At 32.7% G+C, this 16,907-nt stretch carries 15 protein-coding genes and 1 CRISPR repeat array; of the genes, 2 read left to right on the top strand and 13 right to left on the bottom strand.

What is annotated here, in order from left to right; translation table 11 throughout:
• Nucleotides 1-30: 30 nt before the first annotated feature.
• Nucleotides 31-996: direct repeats of the CRISPR family, unit length 32 nt; unit sequence ATTTCAATCCACGCCCCCATATAGGGAGCGAC.
• Nucleotides 997-1,163: 167 nt separating this feature from the next.
• The 12 genes from cas2 to ACREVX_RS10730 form a co-directional block, all read right to left on the bottom strand.
• Nucleotides 1,164-1,454: a CRISPR-associated endonuclease Cas2 gene (cas2, locus tag ACREVX_RS10785; protein WP_431544182.1), complete on the bottom strand. Its 291-nt coding sequence runs from the start codon at nucleotides 1,452-1,454 to the stop codon at nucleotides 1,164-1,166.
• A gap of 8 nt (nucleotides 1,455-1,462) precedes the next feature.
• Nucleotides 1,463-2,494, bottom strand: a complete 1,032-nt coding sequence (gene cas1c, locus ACREVX_RS10780) for a type I-C CRISPR-associated endonuclease Cas1c (protein ID WP_431544181.1) — start codon at nucleotides 2,492-2,494, stop codon at nucleotides 1,463-1,465.
• Entirely contained in the window at nucleotides 2,491-3,156 is a 666-nt protein-coding gene (gene cas4, locus ACREVX_RS10775) for a CRISPR-associated protein Cas4 (RefSeq protein ID WP_431544194.1), read from the bottom strand. Before cas4 ends, cas1c begins: the two co-directional genes overlap by 4 nt.
• Nucleotides 3,146-4,003 (bottom strand): type I-C CRISPR-associated protein Cas7/Csd2, encoded by an 858-nt coding sequence (gene cas7c / locus ACREVX_RS10770; RefSeq protein WP_431544180.1) that lies wholly within the window; start codon nucleotides 4,001-4,003, stop codon nucleotides 3,146-3,148. Before cas7c ends, cas4 begins: the two co-directional genes overlap by 11 nt.
• Before the next feature lies 1 nt (nucleotide 4,004).
• Entirely contained in the window at nucleotides 4,005-5,912 is a 1,908-nt protein-coding gene (gene cas8c / locus ACREVX_RS10765) for a type I-C CRISPR-associated protein Cas8c/Csd1 (RefSeq protein ID WP_431544179.1), read from the bottom strand.
• On the bottom strand, nucleotides 5,887-6,648 hold the full coding sequence (cas5c, locus tag ACREVX_RS10760; RefSeq protein WP_431544178.1) for a type I-C CRISPR-associated protein Cas5c: 762 nt from the start codon (nucleotides 6,646-6,648) through the stop codon (nucleotides 5,887-5,889). The genes cas8c and cas5c overlap by 26 nt, the downstream gene beginning before the upstream one ends.
• A 13-nt stretch (nucleotides 6,649-6,661) precedes the next feature.
• A complete protein-coding gene (gene cas3 / locus ACREVX_RS10755; RefSeq protein WP_431544177.1) occupies nucleotides 6,662-9,088 on the bottom strand; it encodes a CRISPR-associated helicase Cas3' in 2,427 nt (808 codons plus the stop codon).
• Between the two features lie 133 nt (nucleotides 9,089-9,221).
• Nucleotides 9,222-9,446 carry a hypothetical protein gene (locus ACREVX_RS10750; RefSeq protein WP_431544176.1) on the bottom strand — a complete coding sequence of 75 codons (225 nt, stop codon included), beginning with the start codon at nucleotides 9,444-9,446 and terminating at the stop codon, nucleotides 9,222-9,224.
• A gap of 45 nt (nucleotides 9,447-9,491) precedes the next feature.
• Complete coding sequence (locus ACREVX_RS10745; protein ID WP_431544175.1) at nucleotides 9,492-10,442, bottom strand: PucR family transcriptional regulator; 951 nt, start codon at nucleotides 10,440-10,442, stop codon at nucleotides 9,492-9,494.
• Nucleotides 10,443-10,455: 13 nt separating this feature from the next.
• Nucleotides 10,456-11,565, bottom strand: a complete 1,110-nt coding sequence (locus ACREVX_RS10740) for an ABC transporter ATP-binding protein (protein ID WP_431544174.1) — start codon at nucleotides 11,563-11,565, stop codon at nucleotides 10,456-10,458.
• A gap of 143 nt (nucleotides 11,566-11,708) precedes the next feature.
• Entirely contained in the window at nucleotides 11,709-12,641 is a 933-nt protein-coding gene (mnmL, locus tag ACREVX_RS10735) for a tRNA modification radical SAM protein MnmL/YtqA (RefSeq protein WP_431544173.1), read from the bottom strand.
• Nucleotides 12,642-12,745: 104 nt separating this feature from the next.
• Nucleotides 12,746-13,831 (bottom strand): hypothetical protein, encoded by a 1,086-nt coding sequence (locus tag ACREVX_RS10730; RefSeq protein WP_431544172.1) that lies wholly within the window; start codon nucleotides 13,829-13,831, stop codon nucleotides 12,746-12,748.
• 261 nt (nucleotides 13,832-14,092) lie between these two features.
• Here ACREVX_RS10730 and ACREVX_RS10725 point away from each other — a divergent pair, with 261 nt between their 5' ends.
• Together ACREVX_RS10725 and ACREVX_RS10720 are read left to right on the top strand one after the other, a co-directional pair.
• Nucleotides 14,093-15,169, top strand: a complete 1,077-nt coding sequence (locus ACREVX_RS10725) for a YkvI family membrane protein (RefSeq protein WP_431544193.1) — start codon at nucleotides 14,093-14,095, stop codon at nucleotides 15,167-15,169.
• 79 nt (nucleotides 15,170-15,248) lie between these two features.
• Nucleotides 15,249-16,178: a radical SAM protein gene (locus tag ACREVX_RS10720; RefSeq protein WP_431544171.1), complete on the top strand. Its 930-nt coding sequence runs from the start codon at nucleotides 15,249-15,251 to the stop codon at nucleotides 16,176-16,178.
• Between the two features lie 42 nt (nucleotides 16,179-16,220).
• Here the strand turns inward: ACREVX_RS10720 and ACREVX_RS10715 are convergent, their stop codons facing one another.
• On the bottom strand, nucleotides 16,221-16,886 hold the full coding sequence (locus ACREVX_RS10715) for a phosphatase PAP2 family protein (RefSeq protein ID WP_431544170.1): 666 nt from the start codon (nucleotides 16,884-16,886) through the stop codon (nucleotides 16,221-16,223).
• Between the last annotated feature and the right edge of the window lie 21 nt (nucleotides 16,887-16,907).

Below are 16,907 nucleotides of genomic sequence, written 5' to 3'. Positions count from 1 at the left end.
TATTTTTGTAGCTTAATAACTTCTAGATCAATTTCAATCCACGCCCCCATATAGGGAGCGACCAAGATGCCCTAGCAAATGCATTAAATATAGTTAGATTTCAATCCACGCCCCCATATAGGGAGCGACTAGTGACACAAAATTTAGGTGTGACCACAGTGGCGATTTCAATCCACGCCCCCATATAGGGAGCGACTATATAACTACGGAAGATGTAACTTTAGTTAATGATTTCAATCCACGCCCCCATATAGGGAGCGACCAGAGAGAAGAATTCATAAAAAACAACCCAGTTGATATTTCAATCCACGCCCCCATATAGGGAGCGACTGATGTAATAAAAATTAGGAGGGTGAATTATTAATATTTCAATCCACGCCCCCATATAGGGAGCGACATAAATGGATTCGTAGGTAAAGTTAATAAAGTTATTATTTCAATCCACGCCCCCATATAGGGAGCGACTTAGATAAAGCAATGATTCTTCAAGGAGCAGAGAATTTCAATCCACGCCCCCATATAGGGAGCGACTTATGCTTAACTTACCAAGATATCAACAAGATCAAATTTCAATCCACGCCCCCATATAGGGAGCGACCGCAAGGATTATAAATGTCTGCATATCATTCGTTGATTTCAATCCACGCCCCCATATAGGGAGCGACTAGACTTATAACAACGGATGGTAAAACATTTTTAATTTCAATCCACGCCCCCATATAGGGAGCGACACTATAGAGAGTTTTGAGTATAAAGAAAAAGATGATTTCAATCCACGCCCCCATATAGGGAGCGACTTACAACAAATTCACCTACTGTTTTAAATTCGATATTTCAATCCACGCCCCCATATAGGGAGCGACTTGAACGAGAAATCTGTGATAGTGAATTAACAATTATTTCAATCCACGCCCCCATATAGGGAGCGACAGCTTCCAGGATGGTTGGACTAGTATCTACTTTGATTTCAATCCACGCCCCCATATAGGGAGCGACAGCAAAAATGATCAAAAATCTTCTTAATTCATTAGATTTATGTTCATTTTCACAGTTTTATTCTTTATACGCATCACTCCTATCGTATATTTTACTATTTACAAAGAATTTCTCTTATATTTATGGTGCGAAGGATCCAACAATTTAATGTTCACTATAGACTCGCACTAAATAATAAGTGGACCCTCAACATCAAATGAATCCTTTGCTCCGATATGTTCTACCTTATTTTTATAATTATTCCCTAAATAATAAAACCTCAAACTATCTGTATCCTTATTTATAATCTGTTCAAGTTTATGCTGAACTTCACGACATTTCGCTGCATCTAGTACACATTCAAATACTGAATTTTGAACACGTTGACCATAATTAACACATTGCTTTGCAACCTGACGCAGTCGTCTCCTCCCCATTGGTGTTTGTGTATTTACATCATAGGTTATCAACACTAACATTTTATCACCTACTTCCACATAAATGTTGGATATCCGTCCAAGTCACCACGAATAAACCTAGCCAATAGCATTGCCTGCGCATAAGGAACAAGTCCCCATTGTATTTTTTCTTGTAAAAACGGATGTGTAATTATCTCCTGCTTCTTACTTTGCCAGGCTTTCAATAGTGATTTCCTTGTATCGTCATCCATAATAACTGCGCCATTTTCCTTTTGAGTAAAACCTGTTGCTTTTATTTCTCTTTTATTTATTAAGGAAATAACAAATCGATCTGCATAAACCGACCTTAATTCTTCCATCATATCAAGAGCTAGTGAAACCCTCCCTGGTCTATCTCTATGCAAAAATCCCACATAAGGATCAAGACCAACTGTTTCCAATGCTGCTGCAACATCATGTGCCAATAGTGTATACACAAATGATAACATTGCATTAACATTGTCCAGAGGAGGACGTTTATTTCGACAATTAAAATAAAAAGAATCCTTTTGTTGCAAAATCAAATCATCAAATACGCTGAAATACTGCGATGCTGCTTCTCCCTCATAGCCTCTAAGTTGATCTAGATCCTCACTCTGTTCAACTAATTTCAGTGAATTAACAAGGGTTTTAGAAACACCTTTTAACTTGTCAACATCAAGTCGCATTGCATAGTCTCGAGTTGCACGTTCAATTACCCAACGCGCATTATAAATCTTTCCTAAAATAAAATTTCTAGCAATTTTATTACTCTCCTCTATGTTATCCGAAATTCTATATTGAGCCTTTCTTAAAGTAACATTCCCCCTAACCTCACCAACTACCCTTGCAAGAAATCTACCACTTTGTTTCATAAAACTTAATGCAATATTATGTTTTGCACATGCACCCATCAATGCTGGACTTGCTCCAGTATAACCAAAGGCAACAATGCCTTCAAGATTATGCAATGGAATTCTTGAAATTTCTATGTTTTCTTTTAAAATTACAATATTCTCACCATCAAGCGATAAATAAGTATTTGGAGAAGTAACATATAGTGTATTGAGTAATTTTCTCATTCCTCTACCTCCAAAAGATTTTTTTTAATATAATCACTAACGGAGATATTTTTACATAATTTAGGCATACAAACCTCAGTAAGTGAACATGCTTTACAGCTTTTAGAAAGTTTGACTTTAGGTGTATACCTCTTGTTATACAATTCATGCATTTCTTTCACGATAGTTTTTACACGCTCACGTAACTCATCATCAAGTATAACCTTAAGCCTACGTTTTGTTTCCCAATAAAATAAAAACGCTTCTGGAATTTTACATAATAGCATTTCCTCAAGGCACATTGCCTGTGCGCATAATTGCAGAATATCTGATTCATCCTCTTTGGGTTTTCCACGTTTATACTCTACAGGAACAGGTTTATATGTTCCTTCCCTATTAAATATATTTACCCCATTTGGTGACTTATTCAACTCAACTATGTCACAAGCTCCTGTTATTCCTAGTGTTCGAGAAAAAATAGCCATACCCCTTGAAATAATCAAATCACCGCGCTTTTCTTTTATTGTTTCGTCATGTGTTTTCTCATGAAGAATTTCACCCTCAATTGTGCGAAGGTTTTCTTGCCACTGCTGTTCAATGTGTATTAATGCCCATTGTCGTTTGCAAAATACAAAGTGCTGGATCCCAGACAATAACAAAAAATCATCTTCTTTATATTCCATCATATATTTCTGGTGTTAACCCCTCTAATGTTTCATTAGAAATATTATAATCATTAATACTTTTTGGTATATCTACAATTGGTACAACTTGCAAACTTCTATGTACCTTTGCAGAAGAATATTGACCCATCTGTGCATTATGTTTCCACCAATACACCTTACAAACCTCCATACTACCGTCAGGCCGAGCAGATGAACAATCATTTTCAAAAAGCGTAATTAATGATTTTTTAATAAGGTCACTATCCTCTTCACTAAAACCTGTCTTTGTTGCCAGTTGCGTATTAATGCTTCCATAAATAACGTAAACTCCGAAATCAACCCTATGTTTCATTCCCATTGTATCTGAACCTTTCTTATCAGGATCCTTCTGAGTCTCACCATTAACGCTTTTTGTTATTTGCATACTTGATATTTCAATTGGCGAAACACTTACTGCACAATGAATTGAAACGGGCCCTCTTATACCTATTGAAACAGAATTATCGGCACCTGCTTTAAATGCGAACACTTGTCCAAAGCTTCTCACATCAATCCATTTTTCACAAGCTATTTTTGCATACTTTTCCTTATCCTTGTTAGACCTTTTGAGTTCTTCGCAACCTTCTGCCCTATCTTTAAGACTTCTAAACCCATCAGTTCTTCGCTCATCTGATTGTACGAATATTTGCTTATCCATATCCTGCAAGCGATTTCTAATTTTTCTTTTTATGCAGACATCAGAGATTTCACCAAAACCATCATAATTTTCTCTAGGCCTATTTCCATTTAACGGGTCTCCATTAGGATTTGCATTCTTTGCAGAAATAACAACTGCGAAATCAATTTTATTTATAAATTTACTCATATTAATTCACCCCTTCGGTTACATTTTGTAATTTCTTTTTTGCATTTTCTTCTATTCTTATACATTTTTCATCAATAAAAACTTGTCTTTGGCAATAATATCCTAAAATATAACTATCATCTAGTTTCTTTTGACTTGTAAATTTCTCATAAGGTAGCATAGAATTTATCTTTGTCATTAGTTCAGTTAAACTTGTACCCTTTAACCCTAACCTTGCCATATATGGTTTTAGCTTATCTGTAATAATTCCCCAAGTTTTATAAGGATGAATTTTAAATTGATGCATTAATCTTTCAGCATTCGTATCTCTTTTTTCTCCTGCAGTATATAACGCATATTCCTCGATTTGTTGTGCTACAGCTAAAAGTCTCCCAAAAATATAACTTCTATCTTTTTGATTTTCATCCAGTGCCATTGACCATTCCTCCTTAAATTTATCATATCTATATTTTCTCACTAATGCACAAGTTATTGTTAATGCTTTTTCCCATTCCCATTTTTCTATTGATACCGGATTTGAAACACGGTTTATTGCTGAATTCACTAGATTATAAGGTAACCTAGCGCCATCTATAATACATGTCAACAACCTCTCTACAGTTGATTTTTTTAGTTTGTCATTCACTTTTTCGCCATAAGCCGCTAAGGTTATATCTTTAGGGGAAGGGGCTCCTATAAAAGTAATGTGTTTAAATTTTAATTTCCCCTTTTCATCAACCCCATCAGGAATTTTTTTATACGCATGTTTCCAGATACAAGTCCCATGCCAATGCTCAATCCTATTTAAAAAATCCAAACCATCAAGTTCACAATAATATGTTATAGATAATCGTCCTATCGTTGCTGCATCTAATCCCATTATTACAATTTCATCCTTTATACCTAAATCACAACTATATCCTGCAATCGCTGCGCTTAGCCTCCCTGCAAATTCCTTTTCTGTTGAAATCACAGGTGGTTCTTTTTTGCCGAAAATAGCATCTTGTGTATCATAAAGAACGTCAGGAATATTCTGATTCTTTGTTCCCCAAGCAATGATCACCTGATCACCATTTTTATATCCTTGCTTAGAAATAAGCCACCGTAATGCATTGTGTGCCTTTTGCGTTGTTTCATATCCAACACTCACAACTTGGCTTTTGTCAGCAAAACGTCCTCGATAGGTAAATCCAGCCTCATCATTTGCCGAAATAAGCTTTGACTTGTCACCTGTATGCCTAATCTTTGCAGGATGTTTTGTTGAACAAGGAATGTCTTGTCCTTTTACGTAACACAAGTCGACTTCTTCTTGAAGACTTAAATAGTAATTAATATAGCTCTCATATACTGCTGGATCAAGCCATACAGCGGGTTCTTCTTCACCTTCGATTTCCACCTTAAATCTTATAAAAGCGTCACTTTGGTCAATTGTTCCAATTTTTACTCCCTTAGTAAGAAGACCCTTCTCATCACATACCAATATCTTCTGACCTACTAAATCTGAAATAAACATTATCTTTTTTAAATAACATAAAACTGCATTAACTTTTTTATTACAGTGTGACGAATTACACCAACCCTCAAGTTGCTCTATATATTTATTGTAGAAGTCTTGACTATTTTTCTTAACTACATAATTTGTATAATCTCCTGCAACATATTGTAATTTATCACAAAGTGGGTGTGGAAAATTGCCGTTACCCCTAGTAGCTGAATCTTCAGTTACAGGAATAATTGTAACCACCTCATTTTTTTCAAGCAACCTCGCTCTTCTAAATTCTCCATTTCCATTAATAACAATCTCTATCTGTGCATTTTGGGTTGAATGAGCAATAGGAAGAAGTGTTATTCGCCTCTCATCTGTTCCTGGGACGCCTACTTCACTAATGCTGTTCTCATAGGTATCATAAAGTTTCTGAATCCAACTCAATAATCTCTCCCTCCTTTTCAAATTCTTTAAGACCACTAAAATTATTTTTATCAAACACCTTAGGCTTCATTGATGAAAGTTCACGTTTTATGGTGCATTCATCAGGTTTTAGAAATTTAATATACCCATCATTCATTACTGGCACCCAAAGTCTAGCTGTTAGCTTATTTTCTCCACTTTCATCAGGGTAATCAAATCCATGGAACATTAGTCCAAATGAAAGAGATCCGTAGTTGTCATATGCACCATCACACTCTCCAAATTTACATGGTTCAACATATGCTTGACACTCCCTAGTCCCAAGGAAAACATCCCGTCTTCCACCACATTTAATCATTCTTTTAGCAATTAAATAGTGCTTATTTTCATTTCTATCTTGAGCTAGATTAGGACGATTATAATTCCACTCAAAATGAGCCCTTACTTGATATTCAACATTTGCTAGATACGTATAAATGGACAGGGTATTTAGTGGATTTCCTTTTCCTTCAGTGGTTCCACTGAAATTAACAGGTCGTATCCCCTGGGATTGAGTTTTAATTAGATTCATTACTCTAACCTCATCAATTATCCAAATCAGTGTGGGTTTCCAATATACACTCTCGAGTATCCCTTTCAATGCTTGATATGTTGGTACTTGATATGAGAATTTCTCCCCTCCAATCCTATTTATAGGATCGCTGAAAAGTGCATACCTCCCACTAACCTTAAATTCAATACTATTTTCTTTTTCCAATTTTCTCACACTCCTAACTATTTAAAAATTCCATTGGTGCCTCTTCAAAAGTAACCCCTGCATCTTCTGTATAAAATTCTTTTCTAAGAGCAAGCACTGTACCATCCTTTAATGCAACTAAGCCATTCATTTGTTCCAGTTTTCTTTTATCCGTTTCAAATAAATTCACTGAAAACTGCTGTGCTTTCTTTAAATACTGCTTTAATTCAATTAAATTACATTGACCATTTATAAGAGTTATAAGCTCGTCGCCATCTCCATATGGTACAATCACACCCGTTGTATTCTGGTCAATTACCTGAAAATTATTTCCTGCAGTTTTAAATCCTTGTTTTAGCATTAATTTTGATTTATAATCATTTCTGCTATTAAATGCCATACTAGCCTCATCATTTGCTGATAATAAATCATACATCGATTTACCGTTAGCTAGCTTAGATAGTGTATAGTCCATCTCTGCACTTCTATTATGGTAATAGTATTTATAATACATTTCCATAGTTTTTGGTGAAAGTAAATCATTATCAAATATATTTGGATTTTCTTTAAATTCATCAAGTACTCTCTTTGTACATTCTTGTCCTTCCTTGATATCCACTAATTTGCTAACATTTTCTTCCTCAGCATTAACTATATAAACATCACTACAAGACCTTTCTCCATGTCTATTGCATCTTCCTGCCGCTTGAGCAATGCTATCAAGGCCAGCAAGCGATCTTACCACACACCCAAAAGAGATATTAACGCCAGCTTCTATTAACTGTGTACTTATACAAATCACCCTCTGATGCCCTAATTTTCCTCTCATATCTTCTAGTATTTTCATTCTATGAGAAGGACACATATTAGTACTTAAGTGAAAAATCAAATACTGTTTTTCTTGCGGCAAATCAGAATTTGCTTTTTTTAGTTCATTAAATATTTTCTTTGCAACGTTCTTAGTATTAAAAATTGCTAACACACTAGGTAGCTTGTCTGAAGTTTCTGATACACTATCTAACTTTTCTATAATTTCCATAATAAAATCCTTTAGCGAAGATACACTGTACCCTTCAACAATCCTTTTATCAACTAAATTCACACGTTTAAATTGTTTAAATTTCTCATGTATATCCGTAATTATATTAGCATTTTCACTCAGCATTAAGGGCATTTTTGTAGTTGATAAAAGTGGTTGTGTAGCTGTGCAAAGTATAATTGTGGCATTGCAGATATTTGATAAAAAATTAATTGCACTATTAAACATATTAATGCACTTAATAGGAATTGCCTGAATTTCATCAAATATAATAATTGAATTTGCAAGGTTATGCATTCGCCGAACGCCTTGCGTTCCTCCACTAAATAAAGTATCAAGGAACTGTACCATTGTAGTTAGAACAATAGGACTATCCCATCGTTCTGTTAAAAGTTTATAATCTTCCTGCTGGTTATCAACAACAAGATTAGAATGATGTTCTAGAATTACATCATCACGGCACAAAATATCTTTAATATCCTTAGCATTTTGATCAATGATTGTGGTAAAAGGAATGATATAAAAAATTCTATCTTTTTCAAATTTCTTTGCATGCGCTAGCGCATATCTCAAACTGGAAAGTGTTTTTCCTCCTCCTGTTGGAACTGCAAGTTGATATATTCCTGGGTTATTTTCAGCAAAACTTTTACATGTTATGGAAACTTCTTCTCTCAATAAATCTATTTTAGTTAATTTAGGATAACTTTCCAGTTTACTTTCTAATTTATCTGCAAGTTCCTTCCATAAAACTGATTTATCAAGACTTTGCTTCTCATCCTTACCTTCCATAAAATTATATGTATCATATCTATCCGCATCAATAACACAACTAAAAAGGTACTTTTCCAACATTCCAGCTGCAAACTGTCCAAATTTAGCAGAACCATCTATCCCATTAATTTTTATAAAAATAGCTTTTATCTCATCCTTTGATTTATTGAATAACTCCTCAATATAATTCATTTTTAAATATTCAGCTTTAAAATTAGATAGCGCCTCATCATACAAAATATCTTTATCCGTTTCCATCTTGTTTGTAAATATATCAATACCTTTCAAATCTATACAATCTATAAGTCCACCATGATGAGAACAAATAGCCAGTGAAATGAGCTGTGCTGTAAACTTTTGATATGGATCAGTTACATTATAAAAATTATCATATATAAACCTTGCACCCGCTGTAGAATGGTTTATTGTCCCCCTAAGAGATCTGTCATTAGGGTGCTCTGAACTATAATGTATATATGCATCAAATTTTTTTGTGCCTTTTCCCATATCATGAAGAATACCAATTAATTCCCCTGTAGCAGCAAGAGAAATTTTATCGCCATACTCCATAGACATTCTAGAAACATTATGTAAGTGTTCCATAACACTTTGTTGCTTTAAAGTTTTTGTATTAATATGAGCACATAACATTTATTCACTCCCTTGTTTATTTTTATTTGTTTAGCATAAAACAATATTTTTAAATCTACTACTTATTACCAATTAATTGTATAACTTATATATTCAACATAAAATTACAATTACCTTTTATTTTTGTAATCATTCAAATAATTGTTAATTTTAAGTCATGTAACGAAATAGACAATGACCTAAAAGTGAAGGTATAAATTAAACCAATCTCCATTCCCCAACAAAGAAAAGACCCCAGCTGGAGAATAAGTCTCTCCATCTGAAGTCTTTCTTTTGCATTACCATAGGTAATACCCTCTGTAGTAACCTCTTTTTGCCTCGAGGATGCTATCAAAAGTATATATTGCGCAGAATGCATTTCCAGCAATATATACTTTTCGATACAGCATCTCGAGGGAAAAAGTTATTCAACCTTATTTTCCTTCCATATTAGAAAAGCTATAAGAAACACAGATGCATCTTTAAAGTCTCTTATATCAAAATTTGTTTCTTTTTTAATCTTATCTAATCTATAAATCAAAGTATTTCTGTGAACATACAGTTTCCTAGCAGCATCACTGATATTAAGACCACAATTTACAAATTGCTCAATAGTTACTATCATTTCACTATCGAAAGCATCAAATTTATCTTTTAACATACACAACAGTTCTTGCTTAATTTTACTTTCTACATTAAATACAATTTTCTCAAATAGCATTTTATTATAGCTGAATATATGGTCCTTTATATCAAACTTTTTCCCAAGTTCCATGCCTTGTTTAGCCGCAGTATAAGCTTTCTTAAGTCCATTAGTATCAAAAGCTCTCTCTCCATAACTTACATAACATTTACAATATAAGTCCGAAGATATAGATTCTTTTATACTCTGTGCATGTTCTTCTGTTTCAGTAAAGTCACCAATTACAATAATGTTATCATTGTATATTAAACTTACAACTGGCTCATTATCATATATTTGTTTTACGACGCTCAAAGATTCATATATGCTTCCATCTACGCTTATCAAAAGTATATAACACCCATTTTTAAGAAAAGGCAAATTAACATTGATATTGTCAATAGAAATTTCTCTATTATCCAAAATATCAATAACTGATTGCTCTTTAGTTAAAAAATTCTGGGTGTAATTATTCTCAATAGTATATTTAAGCAAAGATGTACAATTTTCATACTGCTTTTCTAAACTGATTATACCTTTAACACTCCCAAGCATAATAGTAAAGTTAGTTATATGCGAACTTTTAATGTCTAAATCACTAATATATAATGTTGTACCCTCTTCTGTCGATGCATTAAATGGTATATTTGAAGAGTGACTTAGCTCCTTTAGAAATTCAGTGAAATTGTACATACTCCGGTTCCTCCTATATTACTGTAACTTCAGTTTCTTTATCGAATACATGAATTTTGCTTGAATTTAAAGCGATTTTAATTGTATCTCCAACTACAGCTTTAGATGATCCATTAACTCTAGCTACAACGCTTGTAGTTCCTTTTGACATATATATGTTAGTTTCTGCTCCCATGTGCTCCATAACCTCAACTATAGCATTTATAGTTGCATCTTTATGTTCCTCAATAAAGTCAACACCATCATCAATATCTTCTGGTCTTATGCCCATTACAACATCTTTGCCTATATACGATCCATCTTTTAGAATTTGAGCTTTATCCTTAGGTAATATTATAGTCTCACCATCAAAAGAAAGTACAACTTCACCTTTTTCTTCTAAAACCTTAGCATCCATAAAGTTCATTTGAGGACTTCCTATAAATCCAGCAACAAACATATTAACTGGGTGCTCATATATGTTGTTAGGTGTATCTACTTGTTGTGCAAGTCCATCTTTCATTACAACAATTCTTGTTCCCATAGTCATAGCTTCTGTTTGATCATGAGTTACATATATAAAAGTTGTTTGAAGTTTGTGATGAAGTTTTGATATTTCTGTTCTCATTTGAACTCTAAGTTTAGCATCCAAATTAGATAAAGGTTCATCCATTAAGAATACCTTTGGATTTCTAACTATTGCTCTTCCAAGTGCAACCCTTTGTCTTTGTCCACCGGATAATGCCTTTGGTTTTCTATCAAGTAAATGTTCTATATCTAGTACTTTAGCAACATCAGTAACTTTTTGTTTTATTTGATCTTTTGGCATTTTTCTTAACTTTAATCCAAAAGCCATATTATCATATACAGTCATATGAGGATATAATGCATAATTCTGGAATACCATTGCAATATCTCTATCCTTAGGCGCAACATCATTTACAACTTTATCTCCAATATATACTTCACCTTGTGTAATCTCTTCAAGACCTGCTATCATTCTTAAAGTTGTTGATTTACCACATCCTGATGGTCCTACGAAAACTATAAATTCTTTATCTTCTATTTCAAGATTAAAATCCTTAACCGCTGTTACATTCCCATCATAAACTTTATATATGTGCCTTAATGATAAACTTGACATAATATATTCCCCCTACAAATCTATTTTATTTACTTTTAACTATACGTATATTGTAATCCTTTAGATAATATTTATCTATTCCCAAAACCCCCAAAAGTATTAAAGTTAATTTGTAGAAAGATACAAATACATTTTATTATAATCTAAACTTTAAATTCACTTCCTTGATATAAATCTAATTCCACAAGTCTATTATCTATACCATTCAAGACTTCCCACTTTTTAAGGCTCCACATAGGCCCTATTAAAAGCTCTCTTGGTGCATCTCCTGTTAATCTATGAATAACCATATTAGGCGGAAGCATAGTAATCGCTGCGCAAATTATATCTATGTACTCATCTTGGCTTAAAAACTCAAGTTTTTTTTGTTTATAAAGCTCTACCATTGGAGTATCCTCCATAAGGTGAAGCAGATGCATTTTTATTCCCTTTATATCCTTGTGTGCAACATAATCTATTGTTTTTAACATATCCTCTTTCTTTTCTCCCGGAAGTCCAAAGATTGTATGTACAACAACATCAATATTTCTTTTGTTAAGCTCACCTAGAGATTCTTCAAACGCTATTAATTTATATCCTCTATTAATTATTTTTGCACTTTCATCGCTTTGAGTTTGAAGCCCTAGTTCTACCCATGTATAGACTCTGCGTGAATATTCCTCTATGAGGTCTAATATCTCCGTGCTTAAACAATCTGGTCTTGTCGCTATAGCAAGTGCAACTGTACCCTCTTGTGATACTGCCTCCTCATATTTTTCTCTTAGTACCTCTATACTGGCATATGTATTTGTATAAGCCTGAAAATAAGCAATATATTTTTTTGATTTCCATTTTTTGCTCATCATTATTTTTATATCTTCAAATTGTTTTGTTATAGAAAACATTCTACTACCAGCAAAATCTCCTGAGCCTCGAGCGCTACAAAACAAACATCCTCCGTAACTTATAGTTCCATCTCTATTAGGACATGAAAACCCAGCGTCTAAAGCAATTTTAAACACTTTCTCCCCAAATTTCTCTCTTAGAAAATAATTTAAATTGTGATATCTTTTGTCATTCCATGTTTTCAACGCCAATCTCTTCCTTTCTTTATTAAAAAAAACTAGTCATAAGACTAGTTTTTATTCGCTCCTTTAATCCCTATACTAATTATACCTTATTACGCGTAAATAGACATTATTTATAATTTAACTACAGTAAAATCTTTTAAATCTAATTTCCATTTACCAATAATATCTGTTTCTGGTCCACTAGCATTTGATTTAGGAATTACTTCATAAGTCATACTATCCTCACCAAAATCAGTAAATAGTATTTCAACCTTTTCGCTGGGATAATCTTTTTCAAAATTAACTGGTATTATATCTCCATTGTCTACTTGATAAACCCTAATATATCTTCCTACTTTTTCTTTATTATATTGCACAATCAAAAACTTTTCATCTAATGAAAAAGTCATAAATTCCACTTTACAGTCCATCAATAAATCAATTGGAATTAACTCCTTTCCAATTGGTTTTTCCTTAGCCATTTCGCCAGATCCTCCACCTTGCGACGATTGACCTGCTGAGCTCGAGCCACCTTGAGCTCCTGCCTGAACTGCTAGAGATTCATCAATATAAATAACTCCTACAAATGAATTTTTGTCATAAGTGCTAACCGCCAGTTTATCCCCTTCATAACTAAAATTTACAGATTTAAACTCTTTTAGCGGCACCAATGTTTTATAAAGACGTGCCGCATCATCTTTCGAATATACATATTTAGGTATTCCAGCCTTATCTATAATTAAATTTGTTTTAACATTTTTTTTATCCCGAAACCTAATCCCTGTACTTTCTACAAAGGCTTCCTTTTGTGGTTCATTCGCAATATCGCTTATTTTGTAATCAGCCCCATCTTTAATAATTTTAATAGAATATTCATCTAAGCATGACAATGCTTTTACCATGGATGTTCTTGTAACCCTAACTTTAAATATCCCACTTCTACCAACTTCAATACTTTCTGTAACTTTATAACCCTTTATGTCCATGTCACTTATAGGCATATCAGATGATTTTTCCAATAACTCCTTACAATATAGCTTTTTTCCGTTTTCGTAATCACCTCTCATTATAAATCCCATATAATTATCAACTACATTAGTTGCAGTTTGAATTTCAAAAGCATTAACTTTTGAAGTGTTTTCTTCCTCTTGGTTTGAGCATCCTATAAAAGACAAAACACATATGAGTATAAATAAGTAACTTAAATATTTTTTCAACCTCTTCACTCCCTTTATTTCAATTTTAATTAAACTACGGAAATTATAATTATAAAAACACTTAAACTAATAAAATTTAACCAAAAACCACAAACCTAATTATTCTAATTATAGTTTCCCTCTAAATAAGTATTTAATTTATATTTATTTTATTTTTATTAAATTTTTTATTTATTATTATTTGTAAACAAGACACATATATTTATAAGTACATGCATCTAATTTAATATGCCCTTAATTCAATAATTTTATGGAGGAGATATTTTGAAAAAAATAATTGGCCCAATATTTCAAGTTGCAGCTGTATTTATAGGTACTATAGTAGGTGCTGGACTAGCTTCCGGTCAGGAGATAACTCAGTTTTTTAGTACGTATGGATATGTTAGTTTCTTTGGGATTTTAATATGTGGTTTGATTTACGTTGTAATAAGTTCTATTATAATTTCTATTAGCCTAAAGCATAAATTAAATTCCTATACTGAGCTCATACATCTTGTAAGCCCAGGTTTTTTTGGTGTAATTACAGACATTTTTACAAGTTTTTTCTTAGTTAGTGGGGCTGCCATAATTTTAGCTGGAAGTGGTGCACTTCTTCATCAATATTTTGGTGTTTCGAAATGGGTAGGGATTTTACTTATGTCTGTAATATCTTTGTACACGTTACTTAAGGGTACTAAAGGTCTAATAACTATAAATTCCTTTATAGTTCCATGTCTTACTACAATTATTATAACTATTTTTGTTTTATATTTAATATTTTATAAAGATATGTTGAGTGCTTCGTATATAAAACAAATTCCATCCTATAAAATTAATATTATTCCTGCTCAATGGTTTTTATCAGCACTACTCTATGCTAGTTATAACATGTTATGCTGTAGCGGCGTATTAGTCCCAGTAAGTCAAGAAATACAACGCAAACGCATTCTTATTCCTGGAGTTATACTAGGAGCGGTAGTCCTAACTATATTATGCTACTTAGTAAATGTAATGCTTTTACTAAACATTCCACAAATATTTAAGTACGAGATTCCTCTTATGTATATAACACACCGTTTCGGAACACTACTTCAAGTTCTTCTACTTTGCGTTATTTTTTGTGAAATGTTTTCAACAGAAGTCTCTGATATATACAGTGTAGGAAAAACCCTAGAGAAAAAATTCAATATTCCTTATAAAAAAGCTGTGGTACTTATAATTATTGTGGCATTACCTATTTCTCAAGTCGGTTTTAGAAATTTGATTAAATTCCTTTACCCTGGTTTTGGAGTTATAAGTCTTATCTTTTTAATTCAATGTATAATATTTTATAAGAAAACTAGTAAAAAGCTGAATTGACATTATACATATTGGGTTGTACACTTTTTATATGTTATAAGTTTCATGACTTAACACCTAAGGGAGATAAAAATTACTTATGAATACAGTCGACTTTAACAATTCATGTGTTTTGAAATTACTAGAAAAATGTGATTTATGCCCTAGGAAATGTTTCGTTAATAGAACTGGTAGTAAGCTGGGCTTTTGTAATGCATCTGATGATGTTAAAATAGCTAAAGCCTCCTTGCACCACTGGGAGGAACCCTGCATTTCAGGTGAAGTTGGATCTGGAACTGTGTTTTTTTCTAATTGTAATTTGAGATGTGTATTTTGTCAAAATTATAAAATAAGCCATGATGGTTATGGGAAAATAATATCCATATCCAGGCTTAGCGAAATTTTTTTAAAGCAACAATCAAGAGGTGCTCTAAATATAAATTTAGTTACTCCTTCACATTACGTTCCACAGATAATAGAGGCTTTAAAACTCGCTAAAAATTGTGGCCTTAATATTCCTATTCTCTACAACTCAAACGGATATGAGAGCATAGAAACCATTAAAATTTTAAAAGGTTTTATTGATGTATATTTACCAGACTTAAAATATTATAATGATAAATATGCAATTAAATACTCAAGGGCTCCTAATTATTTCGCCTATGCCCGAGCTGCAATTACCGAAATGGTTTCACAGGTAGGTACTCCTAAATTTGATAACGATGGAATACTACAAAAGGGAGTAATAATTAGGCACCTAATGCTACCCGGCTTATTGTTCGACTCTAAAAAAATATTAGATTTTGTGCATTCTGCTTTTAATGACTCCGTATATATCAGTTTAATGAACCAATATACTCCTATGCATGAAGCATTTAAATATCCCGAAATAAACAAGGTAATAAACCCTAATCATTATGAGGCTCTAATAAACTATGCTTTAAAGATAGGCATCACTAAGTGTTTTATCCAAGAAAATGGAACTGCCTCTAAGTCTTACGTACCTAATTTTGATTTAAGTAATGTATAAGACCCCATGAATAAAATCATGGGGTCTTTTTATGGCAAACAATTATTCAATGTATGTTGTACTTTTGTCTTCGCTAAAATTAAACTTTAGACTATTAAAAGAAAAATATAATCCACAAGCAAATATTACTCCTGAAAGCACATCTGCAAAATAATGTTGTTTTATAAACATAGTAGATAAAATTATTGAAACAGACATAATAATGCAGGCTATTTTAATCCATTTAGCAACCTTTTGTGACCCACATACATATAAAGCTATTAGCGCAGAATTTAACACATGGATACTTGGAAAACAGTTATAAGGGTTGTCCGCTGCATATAAAGTTAAAACCAAATTACTTAAGAAATCAGTTTCTGTTATCATTGGCCTTGGAACGTATGTTGGATAGAAAAAATATATTATATAACATGTAATCATGCCTATATTTAGAGTTATGAGTAATTTAAAATATCTTTTTTTATCTAATATACATAAAACAACTGCAAAAATTGCTATGAATATATACCAAGATATATAAGGCAATATAAATACTCTATTAAAAGGAATAAATTCATCCACGAATGTCAAAACAGAGTTAGTATTCCCTCTATTTTGATTGAGAAGTGGATATGTCAAACTTATAATTGGTATACTTATACCCAGTAATCCTCTTTTAAGAATATCCTTCCATTCATATGTTACGGCCGTGTTTTGCAATTGCTGCATATATTTTCTCCTAACCTCATT

Origin of the sequence: Clostridium sp., from assembly GCF_050717545.1 — a bacterium.
In the GTDB taxonomy this organism is placed as follows: domain Bacteria; phylum Bacillota; class Clostridia; order Clostridiales; family Clostridiaceae; genus Clostridium_AD.
The sequence above is the reverse complement of the archived record's forward strand: the minus strand, read 5'-3'. Positions and strand labels throughout refer to the sequence as shown.